This window comes from Novosphingobium gossypii, assembly GCF_050433305.1.
Taxonomy (GTDB): Bacteria; Pseudomonadota; Alphaproteobacteria; order Sphingomonadales; family Sphingomonadaceae; genus Novosphingobium; species Novosphingobium gossypii.
Genome location: NZ_JBNPXM010000008.1, coordinates 154000 through 174836, shown reverse-complemented (window position 1 = coordinate 174836; position 20837 = coordinate 154000). Strand labels below are relative to the sequence as shown.

Sequence of the window (20837 nt, the reverse complement as noted above, 5' to 3'; positions counted from 1 at the left end):
ACGCGAATTCAGTCTGCGTTGCGAACGTACGTACGAAATGCCCGGCGGGCGCTTGCATCGACCATGGTTGCCACGTGGCAACAGCGGGTAGAGCGGCTTTCGGGCGAAAGGATATCGGGAAATGAGCAAGGGTAATCGCGGCTTTGGAAGCAGCCTGACCGAGGGCTTGGATAGCGAGGAGCTCGACACCTCCGCGCCGTCTGAAAGCATCATGGCTAGCCGCAGCCAGACTTTGGCGAGGCTCGCTTCGGGCAAGGTCGTCACGGATCGGACTGAGTGGGTCGACCCCAAAAGGTGCCGCCCCTGGCGCCTGCACAATCGCGATCTGGATCACCTGAACGAAGAGACGTGTCGCGACCTGATCGATGCATTCCTGTCAGCGAAGAAGCAGCGTATTCCGGCGATCGTTCGCCGCCTGCAGAATGACCCGGATTATGACTTCGAGATCATCGCCGGCGTTCGCCGCTGGTGGACGGTGCAGTGGCTGCGCGACCATCATTACCCCGAGTACGAATACCTCGTCACAATTCAGCATGTGTCGGATGAGGAGGCGTTCCGGGTCTCCGACATTGAGAACCGATCGCGCAAGGACATCTCCGATTGGGAGCGCGCTAACGAGTATCTGCGCGCGCTTGATGAGTTCTACGACGGGTCGCAAAGCGAAATGGCGGAGCACCTGAAGATTTCCCGGTCATGGCTTAGCCGCCTGCTAGACGTGGCGCGTCTGCCCAACGACATCGTGGCGATCTTTGCCGACACTCATGACATCACTGTGCGCGTGGCCCGCGACCTGAAGCCGCTGTCAGGCGATCCGCGCGCGTTGGCGTTGATGGTGGGTGAGGGGAGGGGGATCGTTTCGCAGAGAGATGATTTGGGGGTTCGTCTTTCCGGCCCGGAAGTGGCCAAGCGTCTCGTTGCCGCAACCGTGTCAAAGCCCAAGGGCAGCAGTGCGGGCGAACTTATCGTCAATGCCGGGAACGGCAAGCCGATGTTACGCTACACGCGTTCGCCTCGTAGCGGTCTAAGTTTCAAGGTCGTACAGCGGTCGGGTGCGACGGTAGACGAAATACTTGAAGCCGTGCGCAAGCTCCTGACGGACTGACCTCAAGCGCGGTCGCTCCTTTTTGGGAAAGAAGGGCGACTGCCGATTCCATCGTTTTCATACGCCTGAGACGCTAAAGTCGCGTCAGGGCCGCAGAGAGCGTCAATCGCCTTCTTGGGCACTCAAGGTCACAAGGTGACCTTATTGGCGCTGGAGGGGGCGTTTCCGGGATCCTTTTCTCAGCCCTCCATTCCGCAAATGCAGTGAAAGGACGATCCTTGGTCGCATCGCAGTCTAGCCTATAAATCGAGCAGGCGGTCTATGGCGGATAAAGATGCTTCATATTCATCAAGTGCAGCGGACGAAAAGGCGGGTGAACTTGACGTTGATGGGCGCTCGCACACGTTCGATCCGGCAGCGACGGCGTTGAAAAGGATCGCTCCACCGACCTTGGTTCGTCCCACAAGTCCTGCGTTTGCCAACGATGCGATCATCCCGCGCACGCCCAAACGAGAGGCGCCGAGCATGGTTTCGATCTGAACCGAGCGTAGGGGCCCGAACCCGGCCAGCAGCGCGAACAATTCAGGGGCGCGAGACGTGCTGCGCCCTTGGAACGCGATCGCACACTGACGGTGTCGTTGCCGTGCGTCGATTAGCCCGTCGAACAGGGCCTGCCCGACATCGGCCAGTGCATCTGCCCGCGCACTCGGTGCCGCATCCCACCGCACCAGCATCGGCATCGGCATCGGCAGGCACAACGCACCTTGCTGGTGCAGAGCTTCTGCGAAAAGCATGTCTACCGCCCACAGCGGTGCCGGAGCGGGCTGGATAGTAGAGGAGGCAGGCGAGGGCTCTGTCGGTGCCAGGTCGATGCTCTCGCCGATCAAGGTATAGAGCCGGTCCAGCGTCTCCAGGACCGATGAACTCCGATCCGATTGGCACTGGGCCACAAGCGTCCGGGCGGCCGAGACGATGGCTAGAGCGTTGCGGTGCGCATCTTCGCCTCCATGATCGAGCGGAGCGAGCAACGCTGTACGCAGGCGCCGTGCAGCGTCCGCCAGCGCAGGCCACGCACTATGAGCCATCTCCACCAGGATCGCGCCGCACATGGCGCGGGGCGCGCGTGCGTTTCGTGGTGGCAAGTCGGACAACGTAGCAAGGCCAGCAAACCACGCATGAAAGCGCATGTCGGTAAATTCATGCCCTTCCCGGCGCAGGGCACCCACCAGCATCTGCCTTAAGGTCCATGCTGCGAAAATCGGCGCGGCGTTATCCAGACCGCAGCGAAGGGCACCATCAAGTCGACCCAGCACAAGCAAGGCTGCGTCATGATGCCCGGCCTTTTCCGGAAGTGCAGTCTGCGACATAAACCGTTCCATAACAACTGCTTACCGAGATGTGGAGTATCTAAAAGCGTTTAGCTATACATCTGCTGGTACGCACGACGCTGGAATTGGTTTGAGAGGTGGAATCGTAACTGGTCTCACTCACGGTCCAGTCGAGCATATCGTCCATTAGACCGCCAACCCCTAAGCGGAATTGCGAATGCGCAACAGTGGCTAACTGCCATACGAAGCGAGCGGGAACAATTTTCAGGCAGGTTGATTGCATAATTCCGCGACTATGCCCTTTGGCGCGCCGCCGCGCGCCTTGGGCAAACTTCATCGGTCGGCATGACGGATCTGCTTCGCTGCTGGCCCTTCGACGCAGGATGACAACCACGCGATGAGCGCAAGCAAGACTATTCCCGCCGCCGCGCCACCACGCGCCCCGATCGACGCCGCGACTCAGCTACGTGACCTTGCGAACTCCACGGTACTGTGGTTCCAGACGTACTGGCTGCAGATCATCATCGCGATTGCGATCGCAACGGCCATTGTTACCGGTCTTTATGCTTTGCGCCGGCTTGGCGCGCGCCTGTGCCGGAACGATGGGACGCGGCGTGACTGGCTGACCATCCTGGGCAGGGTGGTGACCAAAACCACGAACTACTTCATCATCATGGTCGCGATCCGGGCGGTGGACGGTTACGCGCAAACGCCGCCCATGCTAGACCGGCTGGTGACGTTCTTCTTCACGCTGGCCGCAGTGATGCAGGGGGCCATCTGGGCTCGCGAATTCATTCTGGGCGCTATCGAGCACCGTACTTCAGCCGAGCACTTCAAGGGCGAAGCGATCATCAACGCGATGGGCCTGATCCGCCTTCTCGTGAGCGTCGTGGTCTTTGCGGTTGCGGCGGTGGTGCTGCTGGACAACCTGGGCGTGAACGTCACGGGTCTGGTCGCGGGCCTTGGTGTCGGCGGCATTGCCATCGGCCTAGCCGCGCAGGGCATTTTCGCCGACCTGTTCGCAGCACTGGCGATCATCTTCGACCGGCCGTTTTCCAAGGGCGACCAGATCAGCTTCGGCACCAGTTCAGGCGTGATCGAGGCAATCGGCCTGAAATCCACGCGCATCCGTGCCTATACCGGGGAACTGCGGATCATCGCCAACAAGAACCTGCTGGACAAGGAAATCCTGAATGTCAGCGGGCGCGATCATATCCGGCTGCCATTCACCATCGGCGTCGCATATGAAACCCCGCCCGAAACGCTGGAGCGCATTCCCGGCATTCTCAAGGAACTGGTCGAGGCTGAAGGCGGCAAGGCAGCCCGCGCGGGGTTCGAGACGTTCAACGCCAGCTCGCTCGACTTCGCGCTGCTGGTGGACGTGCCGGGCAACGACTGGGGCATCGCGCATCCCTTGCGCGACCGTCTGGTCGCATCGATCATGCGGCGGTTCGCTCAGGAAGGTATCTCCATCCCCTATCCGACGCAGACGACCTTCACGGCGGCGCCCGATGGTAAGCTGGTCATGCCTTACCCGACTGGACACTGACGCAGCGACGGGGGGCGGCCTTTGAACGGCATTCGTCGATTGCCTTGATGTGTTTCTTCGACGAATCGGGTAGATGCAGGCGGCAATGGAGCTGTCCCGCCACGTATCCGCCGACCCCGGCGAACCCGAACTCGACAACGTGCTGATCGAAACCCCCGTGACCGGTGGTCGGGGGTTTTTTCGATGGCTGGGCCGTCTGTTGGGGAGGATATGCGCGTGGCTATGGCGCAGCCTGCCCTGGCATCGCTGGACATGGAAGCAGCGGATCGGTCGCAGTCTGGCCTGGCTGCTCGCGTTGCTCGTCCTGACGGTGGGCTATCTCGCGGTGACCGCGCCGCTGTCGAAGTCGCTGCAGCCGATGGCGCCGCCTGAAATCACCCTGTTGGCAGCGGACGGTACGCCCATTGCCCGCAACGGTGCGCTTACCGATCGGCCCGTGAAGGTCGCCGATCTGCCGCCGCACGTCGTCGAGGCGTTTCTGGCCATTGAGGACCGACGGTTCTATTCGCACTGGGGCATCGACCCGCGCGGCATCGCGCGGGCCGCCTTGAGCAACCTTACTGGCGGCAGCACACAGGGCGGCTCAACCATCACCCAGCAGCTGGCCAAGTTCACTTTCCTCAGTTCGGAACGCAGCCTGACGCGCAAGGGCCGCGAGATGCTGATCGCATTCTGGCTGGAGGCGTGGCTGACCAAGGACCAAATTCTGGAGCGCTACCTTTCCAACGCCTACTTCGGCGATAACACATACGGCATCCGCGCTGCGTCGATGCACTATTTCCACCGTCAGCCGGAGAAGCTGACCGTGGGACAGTCTGCCTTGCTGGCGGGTTTGATGAAGGCGCCTTCGCGGTTGGCACCTACCAACAACTTTGCGCTTTCGCAAAAACGCATGCAGGTGGTTCTGGGTGCGATGGCGGACGCCGGTTACCTGACGGCGCAGGATGCCAGGGCCGTGGCAACGCCCAGGCTGGACGTGCGCAACCGGTCGGAATTGCCGACGGGGACATACTTCGCGGACTGGGCGCTGCCGCAGGCACGTCAGATCGAGGCGGCGGGCTACGCCGGGCAGACGTATCGCACCACGCTCGATTCTCGTCTGCAGGCCGCCGCGCACCGGGCCACCCGGCAGGTGCCGCCGGGCACACAGGTGGCGCTGGTGGCTATGCGCCGCAACGGCGAGGTCGTGGCGATGGTGGGGGGGCGCGATTACACGCAAAGCCCGTTCAACCGCGCCACGCAGGCACGGCGCCAGCCCGGTTCGACCTTCAAGCTGTTCGTCTATCTGGCTGCGCTCAAGTCGGGGATGACGCCGCAGGACACCATCGCCAACACGCCGATCGAGACGGGCACGTACCGGCCCCAGAATGCCGGGGGCCGCTACTCGCCCACGATCACGCTGGAGGACGCTTTCGCCCGGTCCAGCAATGTTGCCGCAGTCCGGTTGTTCCAGCAGGTCGGCGACGAAGCGGTGATCGAAACGGCGCGGCAACTGGGTGTAAGCTCACCGCTGCCGACCGGCGACCCCAGTCTGGCGCTGGGCACGGCGAGCATGTCGCTGATGGAACTGACGGCGGCTTATGCAGGGGTAGCCGCTAACAGCTTCCCGGTGGCACCGCGCGCTTTCCCCGCGCCGGAAGCAGGATGGTTCGACTGGCTTCTGGACGGCAAACGCTCGCTGTCGACGCGCAACCACGAAGCGATGGAAGAGATGCTGCGTGCCACTGTCAATCGCGGCACCGGGCGCGCGGCCATGCTGCGCGCGCCCAACTTCGGCAAGACCGGCACTAGCCAGGAGAACCGCGATGCGCTGTTCGTGGGCTATTCGGGTGACCTTGTCGTCGGCGTCTGGGTGGGGCGGGACGACAATACGCCGTTGAACGGGGTGTCCGGCGGCACCGTGCCCGCACGGATCTGGCGCGACTTCATGCGGCAGGCCCTGGGCGAGAAGGCATTGCCCGCCGCACCGCGTGCAGTCGATCCCGATGGCCCGGTGCAGCCGCTGGACGTGCCCGACCTTGGCGACATTCCGGTTGGGGACGACAACCGGATTCGTATAGAGAACGGGCAGGCCGTGCTCAGCACGAAGGTCGACGGGGTGCCGCTTGATCTGACGCTGGACGGGCAGGGGCTGCATGTTCAGCCAAGCGGCGCCGCAGCTCAAACCGCACCGAGATCATCGGTCCCGCCGGACGATGACTCGGCGCCCTGACCTCAGCCCGGCTCGGGGATTGGCGGGGCCAGTAGCCGCACCCGCACGGCAAGACCGGGTGCAGCGTCCTCAAGTTCCACCGTGCCGCCGTGCAGGTGCGCCACCGCCTGCACCAGCGACAGGCCAAGCCCTGCGCCCCAGCCGCCGCGCGCTTCGTCCAGACGGCTGAACCGGCGCAGCGCCTGCTCACGGCGTTCTGCCTCAATGCCAGGGCCTTCGTCGGCAACGATGATGGTGGCACCTTGCGCTTTGGGTTCGAGCGAGAGGGTAATGGTACCGGCCCCATACTTCAGCGTATTATCGATGAGGTTGCCCAGCGCCTGATCAAGCAGCTGGCGGTGCACCCGCAGATGCAGGGCAGGGGGGGCTTTGACGACGATCGCGCGGCCATGATCCTCCGCCAGTGGCTCATAGATTTCCGCCACTGTCGCCAGCAGTTCGGACAGATCGCTGTCGGCGAAGCTCTCGCGGCCCATGCCTGCTTCTGCCCGCGTGATGGAGAGTGCCGTCTCCACGATGGCCATCAGCCGCTCGCTTTCGGTCAGGGCCTGATCGACGAACGACTGCGCCTGCGGGTCTGCCACCGCCTGCGCCGCCCGATCCAGCGCTGCGCGCATGCGGGTGAGGGGGGATTTCAGATCGTGCGCCAGTGCGTCGGTGGCGATCTTCAGCTCGTGGTTGAGGGCGGCCATCCGGTCCAGCGCCTGGTTCACCTCGCTTCCCAACCGCGCAAAGGCGTCGCCTGTGTCGTCGGCAGGGACGCGGCGAGACAACCGGCCTTCGCGGACATCGCGCAACGTGGCGACGCTCGCCTGCAGGCGGTTGAGGATCAGGCGCGTGGCGAGAAACGCCGCGAAGGCCGCGAACACCACCGATAGGCCGAGCGCGATCATCGATGTGCGCTCCAGCAGGGCCATGATCTGCCGCTCCGTCTCGACAACGGTGCCGGTGACGAGAACCGAGCCGTCGGCCAGCCGCACCGCCTGGACCAGCATGGCTTCCGGCACCGAATGGCCGCTACGCGTAAGGTTTTCCAGCGTATAAGGTCCGCCGAGGGTAAGCCCTTGCGGCAGGCGGTCGATGTTGCCGGCTACCGGCGTACCGTCCGCTCGTGCCAGAAGCAGCACGTTCGTCCTTTCGGCCCGGCGTGCGATGCGAAAATGGACGGCGCCCGCAAGCGCGGCGTAATTGCCATTGCCGTATGTCGCCAGCAGGTCGTCGCGCACTGCCTCCGCTACGGCGACGGCATTGGTGCGGCTTTGCGAACGCAGCAGCAGCGCTGGCCCAAGCAGCAGGATCGCGGCGGCGACGATCTGGAAAAGAAAGACCAGCGCTGCCAGCCGAAAGGTGGTGGATCGGCGCACCACCGCGTCAGGCCTCCGCGCCGATCCGATACCCGGCCCCGCGCACGGTATGCAGCAGACGACGCGGCTCGCCTTCGTCGACCTTCTTGCGCAGACGGCTGAGGTGGACGTCGACCACGTTGGTGCCAGGGTCGAAATGGTAGTCCCAAACGCCTTCCAGCAGCATCGTTCGCGTCACCACCTGATCGACATGGCGCAGCAGGAATTCCAGCAGGCGAAATTCGCGTGGCTGCAGTTCGATGATCCGGTTCCCCCGGCGCACGCGGCGGGCCAGCAGGTCCATCTCCAGATCGTCGCAGGTCAACACGGTGTCGGGTGCGGACGTCGTAGTCCCCCGCCGGATGAGCAGCCTGATCCGGGCCAGCAGTTCGGCAAAGGCGAACGGCTTGACCAGATAATCGTCGCAGCCGTTGGTCAGCCCCCTGATCCGGTCTTCGGGGGAACCAAGCGCGGAAAGGATGATGACCGGCGTTTCCAGCCCTGCGCCGCGCAGGGCGGCCAATACCGCCATGCCGTCAAGGCCCGGCAACATGCGGTCCAGCACGACGCAGGCATATCCCCCGTCAGTAGCCAGGAACAGCCCATCGCGCCCGTTTTCGGCGCGATCGACGACGAAGCCGGCCTCGTCCAGCCCCTTGGCGATGAATTCGGCTGTCGATGCATCGTCTTCCACTAGCAGTATCTTCTGGCTCAACGCGCGCGTTCCCGATCAAGGCTGTGCGGTGCGGACTGCGCGAATGCAGGCCGTCGATCCTTCCATACCGATAGAGCGCCAGGCCCATCCGGCCGATGAGGGACGAATTAACTTTTGCTCATCTTTCCTCCAGCGGCGGAAGGCATGGGGCATCGTATCCGCTTCGCCTTACATCACAAGGCACAACCCATGGAACCCGACAAAGCAGCCGATCCCGCCGGGCTTGATGCGCGCACCTGCCGGCTGATCTGTCCAATCGCCTCGGCGATGGTGGGCGTGTGCATGACGGGCATCGGCCTGCTGCGCGTTGCCGCATCAGTGCGCGGGGACACGACCATCGCCGACGACCTGTTGTCGGTCGATGCGCTGCTGTTCCTGTTGGCGACGCTGACTTCGTATTTCGCGCTGAGGGTGCAATCTTCCGTGCGGCTGCGTGGACTCGAGCAGGTAGCGGACAAAGCCTTCATCCTGGCCATGGCGCTGCTGACAGTTGCGTGCTTCGTCATCACGTATTCGCTGGGCAGCTGATCCCGCCGCAGATTGCCGATTGTTCATGTAGCGGCGAGCGTCCCGCAATCCGGCATCGGGCAAAAGTGGCATCATGTCGTACCGAACAACCATTGTCCTTCCGCTTCTTGCCGCACTGGCAGCCCCGGTGCAGGCCGGGGCCATTCCCGCCGCCTCTCCTGCGGAAGGCGTATGGCTCAACCCGTCAGGCAGCGTGGCGGTGCGTACCGCGCCTTGCGCAGTGCAGGCAGGGCAGGGCTTGTGCGGGCACATCGTCTGGGCCAGTGCCAAGGCGAAGGCCGATGCGCAGGACAGCGGCATCGGCTCGCTCGTCGGCATCGAACTGCTGCAGGACTATCGCCCCGCAGGCAGCGGCGCATGGCGCGGCACCGTCTACGTCCCCGACATGGGCCGACGGTTCGATTCGCGGATCGAGACGCTTTCGCCCGCGCGCTTGAAAGTCAGCGGCTGCCTGCTTGGCGGCTGGCTGTGCCGATCGCAGGTGTGGACGCGCATCGCGCAGGTGCCGGCATGATCGCGCTGTTGCAGCGGCATCGCCGCGCGATCGAGATCGCCGCCGTGCTGGTCATGATCGTGCTGGCCTTCACCGCGCTAGACACCCTGACCCATCAGATGCGCTATTCCCAGGTGCGCGCGGCCTTCCATGCGCTTGAGCCGGGCCGGGTCGCGCTGAGCCTGCTGTTGACGGCAGCCAGCTATCTGGCGCTTACGTTCTATGACGTGCTGGCGCTGCGCACGATCGATCGACCGCTACCGTGGCGGACCGCCGCTCTGGCGTCGTTCGCCAGCTATACCCTGAGCCACAACCTGGGGCTTTCGCTGCTGACCGGCGGCTCTGCACGCTACCGCATCTATGTGGGCGCCGGGCTGGACGGGCCGGATGTTGCCAAAGTGGTGATGCTGGCGGCTGGAAACTTCTGGGCGGGCGTGCTGGCGGTGGCGGGCGCGGCGATGATCGTCCACCGCGGCGATCTTGACCTCCACATGGTCGTGCTGGAGCCGCTGGCGACGCACCTGACCGGCGGGGCGGTGCTGGCTCTACTGGGCGGTGTGGCGGTGGTAGCGGTGCGCGAAAAGCGTCTGGCCCTGCCGGGCATGCGCCTGCCGCTGCCCTCGGCTGCAGGGATCGCGGCACAGCTGGGCGTCGGCGTCATCGACATCACCTGTGCCGCTGCTGCCCTGTTCGTGCTGCTGCCCGGTGCCGAGCCGAGCCAGCTGCCGATCTTCGTGCTGGCCTACGCGCTGGGGATCGTGGTTGCGCTGGTGGCGCATGTGCCGGGCGGGCTGGGCGTGTTCGAGGCGGTGGTGCTGGCGGTCGCGCCGGGGGACCGGACGCAGCTGTTCGCCGGGCTCATCGCCTATCGGCTGGTCTATTACCTGCTGCCGCTGGCCTTGGCCGCACTGCTGCTGGCATGGCGCGAAGGGGCGCGCAGCACCCGCATGACCCGGATCGTCGGCGGCATGCACAGCGTCGCCATCGGGTTGTCGCCGCTGGTGCTGGCCAGTGCGACGCTGCTGGGCGGCGGAATGCTGCTGCTGTCGGGTTCACTGCCCGCTATCCACGCCCGCATGGGCCTGCTGGCCGACGTGCTGCCACTGCCCTTCATAGAGGCCAGCCACATCGCCGCCAGTCTGGTCGGCACCGCGCTGCTGCTGCTGGCGCCGGGCCTTTACCGCCGGCTGGATGGCGCCTTCCATGCCACGCGGCTGCTGCTGCTGGCGGGGGCGTTCTTTTCCCTGACCAAGGGCATCGACTACGAGGAGGCGCTGGCCTGCCTGACGCTGGCCGGGCTGCTGCAGATGACGCGCAGCGCGTTCTATCGCCGGACCGCGCTGACCGAAACGCCGGTGACCGTGGGCTGGGCTGCCGCTGTCACCCTCGTCGCCGGAATGGCGCTGTGGGCGGGACTGTTCGCCTATCGCCACGTTCCCTACGCCGACGATCTGTGGTGGAAGTTCGCGTTGCGGGCGGATGCGCCCCGGTACTTGCGCGCGGCACTGGCCTGTGCGGTGCTGCTGGCGGGCTTTGCGATATGGCGGCTGTTCGCGCCCGGACCCCTTCGCGTCGAGCGGGGTACCGGAACCGCTCAGCAGACAGACCCGGCAATTCGCGCGATCCTTGCCGCCAGCCAGCGGACGGAGGCGATGCTGGCACTGACCGGGGACAAGCGGTTCCTGATCTCGGCGGCGGGCGATGCCTTTCTGATGTACCAGATCAAGGGCACCAGCTGGGTTGTCATGGGTGATCCGGTGGGCGCGGAACAATCCTGGGGCGAACTGCTGTGGCAGATCCGCGATCTGTCGCACCGCCGCCAGGGGCGGCTGGTTCTTTACGAGATTTCGCCCGCCATGCTCGACCTTGCAATTGGCATGGGCCTGCAGATCGTCAAGTACGGCGAGGAGGCGGTCGTCGATCTGCCGGGGTTCGAACTGGACACGCCGCAACTGCGCTCGATCCGCAAGTCGGAGCGGACGGCAGCGCGGGCAGGGGCCAGGTTGCGGGTGGTGCCGGCAGCAGCGGTCCCGGTGATCCTGGACGAACTGGAGGCGATCTCCGCTGAATGGATGGCTGCCAAGAACCAGCGCGAAAAGGGCTTCAGCCTGGGGGCATTCGACCGGGAATACCTGTGCAACTTCGACATGGCGCTGGTCATGGTCGAGGACCGCATCGTCGCGTTCGCCAACCTGTGGCGGACGCAGGACGGCTCCGAATGCTCGGTGGATCTGATGCGCCACCGTTCCGACGCGCCGCGCGGAACCATGGACTTCCTGTTCACCAACCTGATCCTGTGGGCCAGAGCACGCGGCTATCGCCGCTTTACGCTGGGCATGGTGCCGCTTTCCGGCATCGAGGGACGACACCTCGCCCCCGCCTGGGCCAAGGCGGCGGCGCTGGTGTTCCGCCATGGAGAGCGATTCTACGGCTTTCGCGGGCTGCGCGGGTACAAGGAGAAGTTCGCCCCGCGCTGGGAGCCGCGCTACGTTGCCGGACCCAGCGGGATTGGCCTGCTGCAGGGCCTGCACGACATCTCGCGCCTGATCGGCGGTAGCGGCGCGGCCACAGGGCGTGCCGTCCTGCCGCGACAGGCAGAGCAAGCGGAGCAGGCGGCATGAAGGCGCGCTCCTTTTTCACTCGCAGCCGCATCGCTCTTGCGTTGCTGTTGACAGCCACATTGGCCCTGGCAGCGGTTTGTGCGCCCCGCCTGGGGCTGCTGGGCACTGCGCCTGTCGTCATGTTCCCCGCCCGCGACCCGCATCCGCGCGTGGCGGCGGTGTTCCTCTCGGGAGACATGGGCTTTCGCTTCGGCATGGGCGTCAAGGTGGCCCGCGCGGTCGCCGCCAAGGGGGTACCGGTGGTGGGCGTCTCCACTCCGGTGGTCTTCGCCGGTCGCCGCACGCGCGCAGAGGCCGATGCCGTGGTGGCCGGAGCGGTACGGCTGGCGCTGGCCAGCACACGGGCGCAGAAGGTGGTGCTGATGGCGCAGTCCTACGGCTCCGACATTCTGGCCACCGCCGCGCCTGACCTGCCCGCCGACTTGCGCGCGCATGTCATCACCATCGACCTGACAGTGCCGGCGCAGGACGTCTATTTCCGTGCCGACCCGGTCGGTCTGGCATACCTCGGCACGCCCGACGCCCGCCCTCTGGCAAAGATGCGGCGGCTCGACTGGGCACCGGTGGTCTGCATCTACGGCCTGAAGGAGCACGGCAGCCTCTGCCCCGCGCTGACGGGCAATCCCCGCGTCCGGGTCATCGGCCTGAGCGGCGACCATTACCTCGATCACGATGCGCGGCGCCTGATCGCCACGACCCTGGCAGCGCTGCACGACGTCGCCCCGCAAACAGGTCTGAAGCCATGAACGGTACCCTTGCCGATTGCCGCAACGAACGCCATTCCGCCGCGCGCAAGTTCGTGGTCGATGCGTCGGGCGTCCAGACCTGCCGCTGCCGGGTCTGCGGCTGCGATCTGCGGCGAATGCCCGCCATGCGCCGCTGGTTCCGCTCAGGCATGATGGGCTGATCGTCAACATGACGAAAAGTTAAGACGCCGATCAGGTCGCGGAGAAACGGGCGGAGGTATCGGGCTCACCATACCCTTCCTCGCGTGGACACACGGCGTCATGAGCAAGCCCATCTTCTTCGATCCCACCGGCCGCCGCAGCCGCCATGCGCGCCGCGTTCTGGCAGTCCTGTTGGCGGCGGTGCTGCTGGGCGCGGCGGCTTTCGCGACGACGCTGGTCGCCGTCCCCGCCCAGCGCGAACTGGAACTGCCGATCCAGCGCCTACACCCTTCCACCCTGCACGGATCGCCGCTGGGCCATGCCATCAAACGCTGGCTGCCGCGGATCAAGGCGCCGGGTGGCTCCAACGGCCATAAGCCGCTTAGCATCGGATTCTACCTGCCCGGCAACGACGCCAGCTTCCTCTCACTGGTCCACCACGGCAACGATCTGGACTGGGTGGTGCCGGCGGTAATCAACGTGGCAGGACCGCAGCACGCCGTCACGATAGCCCCGGATGCGCGCTTCGACCGTCTGGTGGCGGGGCAGCAGCACCACTTCAAGGTGCTGCCGATGGTGCAGAACGTGGGCGCCAGCGAATGGGACGGTGCCGGCACCGCCGCGCTGCTGCACGATCCCGCGCAGCGTGGGGCGCTTGCCGCCCGGCTGGCGCAAGTGGTCGCGCAGAAGCACGAACAGGGCCTGGTGATGGACTTCGAGGCACTGCCCGCGCGCACCATTCCCGATTACCTGATGTTCCTGAAGACCCTGCATGCCGCGCTGCCCGCCGGTTCCACCCTGGCGCTCACCACCCCCGCCGACGATGGCGGCTGGCCGCTGGAAGCGCTTTCGAAGGTGGCCGACAAGATCATCTTCATGGCCTATGACGAGCATTGGGAAGGCGGCCAGCCCGGCCCGATCGCGCCGCAGGACTGGTTCGTGCGCGAAGTGCAGGGCGCTCTGAGGCGCGTCGGCCCCGATCATCTCGTCGTGGCGCTGGGCAGTTATGCCTACGACTGGCACGGCGGCGATAGCGATGCGCTGGCGATCGAGGACGCCTGGCTTGCCGCGCATGACAGCGACGCCAAAATCACCTTTGATCCCGCCAGCGGCAACGCCGGCTTCGCTTACGACGACGACCGGCAGCACCACAATGTCTGGATGCTCGACGCCGCAACCAGCTGGAACGAGATGGCAGCGATGAAGCAGCTGGGCATTCGGGACATGGCCCTGTGGCGGCTGGGCACAGAGGATTCGGGCTTCTGGGCGGACCTCAGGGCCTTTCGTAGGGGCGGCCAGCCGGACCTGTCCACCCCCCGCACGATCAGCAGCGCCGATATCGAAGGTTCGGGCGAAATCCTGCGCATCACCGCCACCCCGCACGACGGCAGCCGCACCATCCGCTACGACCCCAGCGGCGTGATCCGTGATGAGGCGTACACCACGCTGCCCACGCCCTATGTGGTCAACCGTTCGGGCAGCGCCGATCCCAAGCGGATCGCCCTGACCTTCGACGACGGCCCGGACCCGACGTGGACCCCGCGCATCCTGAAGGTGCTGGAGGCCAAGCATGTTCCAGGCACATTCTTCGTCATCGGCGAGAATGCGCTGGGCAGCCCCGGCCTGCTCCAGCGCGAAGTCGCCGACGGCGGTGAACTGGGCAATCATTCCTACACCCACCCGAACATGGCGAACACCGGGCCCCGCCAAACGCGGCTGGAACTCAACGCCACCCAGCGACTGGTGGAGGCTTATACCGGCCACAGCATGACGCTGTTCCGCGCACCCTACTTCGGTGACGCAGAGCCAACCACGCCGGATGAACTGGGCCCCGCGCTGGAAGCGCAGGAGGCGGGCTACACCGTTGTCGGCCTGCACGTCGATCCCAACGACTGGCAGCGCCCAGGCGAAGATGCGGTGGTCGATCAGGTGCTCCAGCAGGTTCATGCCGCCGGCCCGCAAAACGCCGCAAACGTCGTGCTGCTCCACGACGGAGGCGGTGACCGGTCCCAGACGGTGGCGGCACTGCCCCGCATCATCGACGCACTGCGGGCGCAGGGCTATACCTTCGTCACCGCATCGCAGCTGGTCGGCATTCCGCAGGCTCGGGCAATGCCCGCGATCTCCACGACCGACCTTGCCGCCGTGCGCATCGACGTGGCGGCCTTCGTGGCGCTGATGGCGATCTCCGCCTTCCTCGCCTGGCTGTTCTACGTGGCGATCTCGCTCGGCATCGCGCGGGCGGTCATCATGGCCGGCCTCGCCTGGTTCCAGAGCCGCCGCCGCCGCGCCGAGCCGCCGCACTACGAACCCGCCGTTTCGGTCATCATCCCAGCCTACAACGAGGAGCGCGTGATTGCGGCATCGGTGGCGCGGGTGCTGGCTTCGGATTATCCGGCGTTGCAGGTCATCGTCGCCGACGACGGGTCTAAGGATCAAACCAGCGCCATCGTGCGCGAACGCTTCGGTGACGATCCTCGCGTAACGCTGCTTACGCTTGCCAATGGCGGCAAGGCCAGTGCGCTCAACCGCGCGTTGAAGGAGGCCACCGGCGAGGTCATCATCGCGCTGGACGCCGACACCCAGTTCGAGCCGCTGACGATCCGCCGACTGGCGCGGTGGTTCGCCGACCCGGCGATCGGCGCGGTGGCGGGCGATGCGCGCGTGGGCAACCGGGTGAACCTGGTCACCCGCTGGCAGGCGGTGGAATACATCACGGCACAGAACCTCGAACGCCGCGCTCTGGCAGGGTTCGAGGCGATGACGGTGGTGCCCGGCGCGGTCGGTGCATGGCGGCGCGCGGCGCTGGACGAGGTGGGCGGCTATCCCGAAGACACGCTGGCCGAAGATCAGGATCTGACCATCGCCATCCAGCGCAAGGGCTGGCGCGTCACCTTCGACCCTCGCGCCGTTGCCTGGACCGAAGCGCCCGAAAGCTTCGCGGCGCTGGCCAAGCAGCGGTTCCGCTGGGCCTTCGGCACCCTGCAATGCCTGTGGAAGCACCGCCGCGTGATCGCGGAGCGCAAACCGTCGGGCCTTGGGCTGGTGGGCCTGCCGCAGGCCTGGCTGTTCCAGATCGGCTTTGCCGCCATCTCGCCACTGATCGATCTGGCGCTGGTGCTCTCCATCATCGGCACGGCGATGCGCGTGTCTGCCCACGGCTGGGCGCAGACCCGCGGCGACGTGGGGACGATGGGCGCCTACTGGATCGCCTTCACCGCCATCGACGTGCTCTGCGGCTCGGTCGCTTACCGGCTGGATCGGCAGGACGGCGTGAAGCGCGCGCGCTACCCGGCGCACCTGCTGGTCGCGCAGCGGCTGGTCTATCGCCAGATCATGTACTGGGTGGTGCTGCGAGCCATTGCATCCGCCGTTGCCGGCTGGTTCGTCGGCTGGGGCAAGCTGGAGCGCACGGGCCGCGTCGCCGCCGCCTGAGCACTACCAGGCTTCCCGTTCCTGTGCCGTGAGGGGCAACGCCACGGTGCGCCCCTCACGCGCGGAGATCACCCCGGCCTCGATCACCGCCATGACCGCCAGCGCTTCGAGCGGACGGACCGGGGGCGTGGCTTCTCCATGCCGGGCGGCGGCAAGGGCGGCGTAGAAGCCGCGCTGATCGCCGGGCGTAGCGGCGATGTTCCGCGCAGGGGCCGTGCCTTCGTAAAGGACCAGCGGGTCGGCATCCTCTCCCCAGCCCGTGTCGCCGGGGCGCATGCCGGACAGCAGTTGCGCTTCCTGCCGATCAGCCGCCTGCTTGACGGCGCTGCCGGTGGTCCCATGGACGGTGAACCGCGCCGATCCGCCCGCCACCAGCATCCCGGCATGCAGCACCACGCGGCGTTCGCCGTACGTCAGCACGGCGTGTGCCCAGTCGTCGGTCTGCGCGCCGTCACGCTGCAGCGCCAGACTGACGGTGACGCCGTCGGGCAGGCCGAACAGTTGCAAGGCCTGGTCGATGAGGTGTGGTCCCAGATCGAACCAGATGCCGCCGCCGGGCGTCGCATGTTCGCGCCAGCGATCGCGCACTTGCGGGCGGAAGCGGTCGATACGGGATTCCAGATGAACGACGCGGCCCAGCACGCCGCTATCGATCGCGGCACGTATGGTCAGGAAATCGCTGTCCCAACGGCGGTTGTGGAACACCTGCAGCAGCCGCCCGGTGGCCTGCGCCTTCGCCACGACCTCGCGCGCCTGCGCCAGATTAAGAGCAAAGGGCTTGTCGATCACCACATGCCGCCCCGCGTCCAGTGCGGCGATGGCAAGCGGCGCGTGCGTATCGTTGGGCGTGGCGACGATGACCACATCGACGGTATCGTCCGCGATCAACGCCTCGGGCGTGTGGTGGACGATGACCTCGGGGAAATCCGCATGGACCTTGGCCGCATCGCTGGACGCTACCGCGTGAAGGACAAGCCCCTCTGTCGCGGCCACAAGCGGGGCGTGGAACGTCTTGCCTGCAAAGCCGTAGCCCAGCAGCCCCACGCGGATCGGTCCGGACATGATTTCCCCTGACGGTCGGTAAAGCCATATTGTCTAGGGGCTATGAGCCGGGAATCAAGCGACGGGCGCGCCTTGAGCGGCTTTCGCCTTTGCCGCGGCGTGGAAGGTCGCGGGATCGTAGTAGTAGGGTTTGATCTCGCAGCATTTGCCGTCTCGAAAACGGAACATCTCGCACAGATCGGCCGGGGCCAGCGAAGGATCGGCGAAGCGCATGGTCAGGACGGCGATGGCGCTGTCCTGTCCCGTCAGCAGGTCGTGCCGGTCCAGCCCGACGACATCGACCATGCCCATCACGCGGGCGAACAGGTCTTTCAGGCCGTTCCTGCCGCGATAGGCGCCCGCCATCGGCAGCGCGTCCGCCTCGTAGGCCACGAAATCGTCCGTGAGCATGGCATTGGCGGTGTCCCAGTCTCCCGCGCCTGCTGCGGCGTAGAGGCGGTCGACGAGGTCGGCGATCTCTTCGGGGGACATGCTCATCGATCCTGCTCCACATCTGTTTTCCGGCTGAGTTGACCACGCCGGGGCTTCCGCGCAAACCTAGCGTTTAGGCCAGCCTTTTCTGTGCCGGCACCATCGGTAAGCATGAGAACCATGAGCGAAACCTACCATCCCGTCGTCGCCGAGGCCGAGTTTCCCGAAGACGGCAAGATCGCCGTCCGGCTGGGCGAATGGAGCGTGCTGGTGGTCCGGGTCGATGACGGATACTGCGCGGTGAACGACCGGTGCACCCATCAGGCGGCGCTGCTGTCGCCGGGGCGGGTGCGGCGCGGGGCGATCATGTGCCCGCTGCACGGCGCCCGGTTCGAAGCGGCGACGGGGCGGTGCATCGGCGGCGCCTATGCGGACCTGCGCCGCTTCCCGCTGCGGGTGGAAGGGGGCACGATCGAAGTCGCCGTGCCGGACGAGGCGCCCGGTCCGAACGAACGCCCGGTCCCGTCCTGAGGACTCCTAGCCCTGATTACTCGCACAAGGCATAGTTTCGCGTTCGTTGGCAGCGGTTAGCATTCCATGCAAACACCACGGGAGAATGCCGAAATGCCTTTCACCGGCCCGTTCGAGGACCGCCTCGCCATTCGCGAACTGCTTGAGACTTATGCCGACGCGGTGACCCGCCGCGATGCCGAGGCATGGGGCGCGACCTGGGCGCCGGATGCGGAATGGTCGCTGCCGGATTATCCGGAGCTGGGCACCACGCATGGCCGCCCCGCCATCGTCGCGATGTGGATCGAGGCCATGAAGGCCTACCCCGGCATCATGTTCGAGGCCTGGCCCGGTTCCATCGAAATCGACGGCGACCGGGCCGTGATGCGCAGCTACACCTCGGAAGTCTACGACCACGATGGCGTCACCATGCGCGATCGGGGGGTCTACGAGGATACGTGCGTGAAGGTGGACGGGCGGTGGCTGTTCAAGAGCCGTTCGTTCCGCAACATCCACCGCCAGCACGCCCCAAGAGGCGTTTAGCGCCCTTGGCGCAAACCGCCAACGGTCCCGGATCAGGTCCGGGACGACGGCAGCCTTACCACAGCTTCACGCGCTGTTCCGGCGACAGGTAAAGCTTGTCGCCGGGCTTGATGTCGAACGCCTTGTACCATGCGTCGATGTTGCGCACGGTCAGAGCGCGATACTGGCCCGGCGCGTGGGGATTGCCGATGATCTGGCGGCGCAGCGCGCCGTCGCGGGACTTGTCGCCCCAGCTCTGGGCAAAGGCGATAAAGAAGCGCTGGTCGCCGGTGTAGCCGTCGATCACCGGCAGTTCCCTGCCGTCCAGCGCCTCGCGATAGGCATCGTATGCGGCGGCAAGGCCGGCAACGTCGGCACCGTTTTCACCCAGTTCCAGCTTCCCGTTGAGGTGCAGGTCGGGGAATGGCTGATAGGCATCGTATTGCGCCACCAGCGCCTGCGTCTGCGCCTCGAAGTGGGCAAGGTCTTCGGCGGTCCACCAGTTGCGCAGGGTGCCGGTGCCATCCACCGATGCGCCGCTGGCGTCGAAGCTGTGGCTGATCTCGTGCCCGATCACCGCGCCGATCGCGCCGTAGTTGGACGCAAGGTCCGCCGCCGGGTCGAAGAACGGCTTTTGCAGGATCGCGGCGGGGAAGTTCAGCGCGTTCTGCACCGGCAGGTTCACCGCGTTGACCAGCTGCGGGGTCATCCACCACTCGCCCCGGTCCTGCGGCTTGCCCAGCTTGGAAATCTGCTGGAGCGTGTAGCCGTGGATCGCCGACATGCGGTTGGCATAGGCCTGTCCCGGCTTGATGACGATCATCGAGGTGTCGGGCCATACGTCAGGATAGCCGACCGCCACGACCATGCCTTCCAGCTTGGCCTTGGCCTCGGTGCGCGTTGCCGGGCTCATCCAGTCGAGCGCGTCGATACGATGGGCGAAGGCATGCTTGATGCGGGTGGACATGTCCTCCACCTGCGCCTTGGCCGAAGCTGGGAAGTATTCGCGGACGTAGAGCTTGCCGAACGGCATCCCGAGGTCGCTGTTGACCGAAGACAGAGCCCGCTTTTCGCGGCTGCGCTGCTGCGGCGTGCCCGACAGGTTGGTGTCGAAGAAGGCGAAGTGCAGGTCGTCGAACTTCGTGGGCAGCACGTCGGTCTGCGCGTTGATGCGGTGGAACGCCAGCCAGTCCTTCCACGCCTCAAGCGGCTCCGACGCGACCAGTGCGGCAAGGCCGGTGACGGCGCTGGGGCTGTAGACGTCGAAGGTCTGCTGGCGCGGCATGTGCGCGGCGGTGAAATAGGCGTCCCAGTCGAGACCGGGAGCCTTGCTTGCGAACTCCGTGCGGGTCCACAGGGTGCCACCCTGCGTGAAGTCGGCGGTGTCGGCCTTGCTGGGGTGGGCACCGGCGATCTTCGTTTCCAGCTCGAGGATGCGCGCGGCGCGCACATCGGGCTGGTCGATACCGGACATGCGCAGCAGGTCGGCGATGTATTTCAGATAGTCCGTCCGCACCTTGACCATGCGCGGCTCGGCGGAGAGGTAGTATTCGCGGTCGGGCAGCGCAATGCCACCCTGGAACAGGTAGGGCACCACTTCGTCGCTCTTGAGCGCCTTGGTGATGAACAGGCCGAACAGGTTTTCCGTCGCCATGTCGTTGTTGTTGTTGAACAGGTCGAGGTCGGCCTCGGTCTGTTCCCCCAGAACCTTCACCAGCGCGGCCTTGTCGCGGATCGCTGCATAGCGCGCCAGATCCGCCTTCACCGGGGCAAGGCCCAGCTTGTCGATCGCGGCGGTGTCCATGTAGGCGCGCCAGTAGTCACCGATCTTCGCCTCGTCCGACCCGGCGGCGGGCTTGGACTTCAGGATTTTGTCGATCAGCGCGGTCTGCTGGCGCTCGGTCTCGTCGGCGGCGACCGTGTGAGAGCCGATGCGGCTACGGTCGGCGGGGATCTGCGCCTGGGCCAGCCATGCACCGTTGGCAAAGAGGTAGAACTCGTCGCCCGGCTTGACGGTCTTGTCCATCGCCGCCTCGTCTATGCCGTCGGTTTGCGGCTCGGCGGCAGCGATCGAAATGGGGGCGGTGCAGAGCAGCAGCGCGGCCAGAAGGTGCGGGGTCTTCATCGAGGGCAGTCCTTTCGCGGCGGCGGGCAGGAGACGGCCCGCGCCGGTTTATCC

17 protein-coding genes are annotated in these 20837 nt (G+C 65.9%); 11 read left to right on the top strand and 6 right to left on the bottom strand.

What is annotated here, in order from left to right:
- The first annotated feature begins 121 nt into the window (after positions 1-121).
- The gene (locus GGR40_RS15655; protein ID WP_429277173.1) at positions 122-1102 is read left to right on the top strand and encodes a ParB/RepB/Spo0J family partition protein; all 981 of its coding nucleotides are present in this window, start codon (positions 122-124) and stop codon (positions 1100-1102) included.
- A gap of 239 nt (positions 1103-1341) precedes the next feature.
- Here GGR40_RS15655 and GGR40_RS15650 read toward each other — a convergent pair whose 3' ends face one another.
- Positions 1342-2409, bottom strand: a complete 1068-nt coding sequence (locus tag GGR40_RS15650; RefSeq protein WP_429277172.1) for a hypothetical protein — start codon at positions 2407-2409, stop codon at positions 1342-1344.
- A gap of 358 nt (positions 2410-2767) precedes the next feature.
- Here GGR40_RS15650 and GGR40_RS15645 point away from each other — a divergent pair, with 358 nt between their 5' ends.
- Complete coding sequence (locus GGR40_RS15645) at positions 2768-3919, top strand: mechanosensitive ion channel family protein (RefSeq protein ID WP_429277171.1); 1152 nt, start codon at positions 2768-2770, stop codon at positions 3917-3919.
- A gap of 73 nt (positions 3920-3992) precedes the next feature.
- Positions 3993-6131 carry a transglycosylase domain-containing protein gene (locus tag GGR40_RS15640; protein ID WP_429277170.1) on the top strand — a complete coding sequence of 713 codons (2139 nt, stop codon included), beginning with the start codon at positions 3993-3995 and terminating at the stop codon, positions 6129-6131.
- 2 nt (positions 6132-6133) lie between these two features.
- On the opposite strand, the gene GGR40_RS15635 is transcribed toward GGR40_RS15640, so the two are convergent.
- Positions 6134-7498 carry a sensor histidine kinase gene (locus tag GGR40_RS15635; RefSeq protein ID WP_429277169.1) on the bottom strand — a complete coding sequence of 455 codons (1365 nt, stop codon included), beginning with the start codon at positions 7496-7498 and terminating at the stop codon, positions 6134-6136.
- Positions 7499-7502: 4 nt separating this feature from the next.
- Positions 7503-8189: a winged helix-turn-helix domain-containing protein gene (locus GGR40_RS15630; protein WP_429277168.1), complete on the bottom strand. Its 687-nt coding sequence runs from the start codon at positions 8187-8189 to the stop codon at positions 7503-7505.
- 189 nt (positions 8190-8378) lie between these two features.
- Between GGR40_RS15630 and GGR40_RS15625 the strand changes: the two genes are divergently transcribed.
- The 6 genes from GGR40_RS15625 to GGR40_RS15600 all read left to right on the top strand — a co-directional run bounded on the left by GGR40_RS15625 (position 8379) and on the right by GGR40_RS15600 (position 16153).
- On the top strand, positions 8379-8717 hold the full coding sequence (locus tag GGR40_RS15625) for a hypothetical protein (RefSeq protein WP_429277167.1): 339 nt from the start codon (positions 8379-8381) through the stop codon (positions 8715-8717).
- Between the two features lie 73 nt (positions 8718-8790).
- On the top strand, positions 8791-9231 hold the full coding sequence (locus GGR40_RS15620) for a DUF2147 domain-containing protein (RefSeq protein ID WP_429277166.1): 441 nt from the start codon (positions 8791-8793) through the stop codon (positions 9229-9231).
- Positions 9228-11831: a bifunctional lysylphosphatidylglycerol flippase/synthetase MprF gene (gene mprF / locus GGR40_RS15615; protein ID WP_429277165.1), complete on the top strand. Its 2604-nt coding sequence runs from the start codon at positions 9228-9230 to the stop codon at positions 11829-11831. Before GGR40_RS15620 ends, mprF begins: the two co-directional genes overlap by 4 nt.
- Entirely contained in the window at positions 11828-12577 is a 750-nt protein-coding gene (locus tag GGR40_RS15610; RefSeq protein ID WP_429277164.1) for an AcvB/VirJ family lysyl-phosphatidylglycerol hydrolase, read from the top strand. The genes mprF and GGR40_RS15610 overlap by 4 nt, the downstream gene beginning before the upstream one ends.
- Positions 12574-12738: a hypothetical protein gene (locus GGR40_RS15605; protein ID WP_429277163.1), complete on the top strand. Its 165-nt coding sequence runs from the start codon at positions 12574-12576 to the stop codon at positions 12736-12738. Before GGR40_RS15610 ends, GGR40_RS15605 begins: the two co-directional genes overlap by 4 nt.
- A gap of 100 nt (positions 12739-12838) precedes the next feature.
- A complete protein-coding gene (locus GGR40_RS15600) occupies positions 12839-16153 on the top strand; it encodes a glycosyltransferase (protein WP_429277162.1) in 3315 nt (1104 codons plus the stop codon).
- A gap of 3 nt (positions 16154-16156) precedes the next feature.
- On the opposite strand, the gene GGR40_RS15595 is transcribed toward GGR40_RS15600, so the two are convergent.
- Positions 16157-17215, bottom strand: coding sequence for an oxidoreductase (locus GGR40_RS15595; RefSeq protein WP_429277161.1), 1059 nt, complete (start codon positions 17213-17215; stop codon positions 16157-16159).
- A 54-nt stretch (positions 17216-17269) separates the two neighbouring features.
- Positions 17270-17692, bottom strand: a complete 423-nt coding sequence (locus GGR40_RS15590; RefSeq protein ID WP_429277160.1) for a nuclear transport factor 2 family protein — start codon at positions 17690-17692, stop codon at positions 17270-17272.
- A gap of 114 nt (positions 17693-17806) precedes the next feature.
- Between GGR40_RS15590 and GGR40_RS15585 the strand changes: the two genes are divergently transcribed.
- Both GGR40_RS15585 and GGR40_RS15580 read left to right on the top strand, forming a co-directional pair.
- Positions 17807-18157, top strand: a complete 351-nt coding sequence (locus tag GGR40_RS15585) for a Rieske (2Fe-2S) protein (protein WP_429277159.1) — start codon at positions 17807-17809, stop codon at positions 18155-18157.
- Positions 18158-18250: 93 nt separating this feature from the next.
- A complete protein-coding gene (locus GGR40_RS15580; protein ID WP_429277158.1) occupies positions 18251-18679 on the top strand; it encodes a nuclear transport factor 2 family protein in 429 nt (142 codons plus the stop codon).
- A 55-nt stretch (positions 18680-18734) separates the two neighbouring features.
- Here the strand turns inward: GGR40_RS15580 and GGR40_RS15575 are convergent, their stop codons facing one another.
- Positions 18735-20783: a M13 family metallopeptidase gene (locus tag GGR40_RS15575; RefSeq protein WP_429277157.1), complete on the bottom strand. Its 2049-nt coding sequence runs from the start codon at positions 20781-20783 to the stop codon at positions 18735-18737.
- Positions 20784-20837 lie beyond the last annotated feature (54 nt).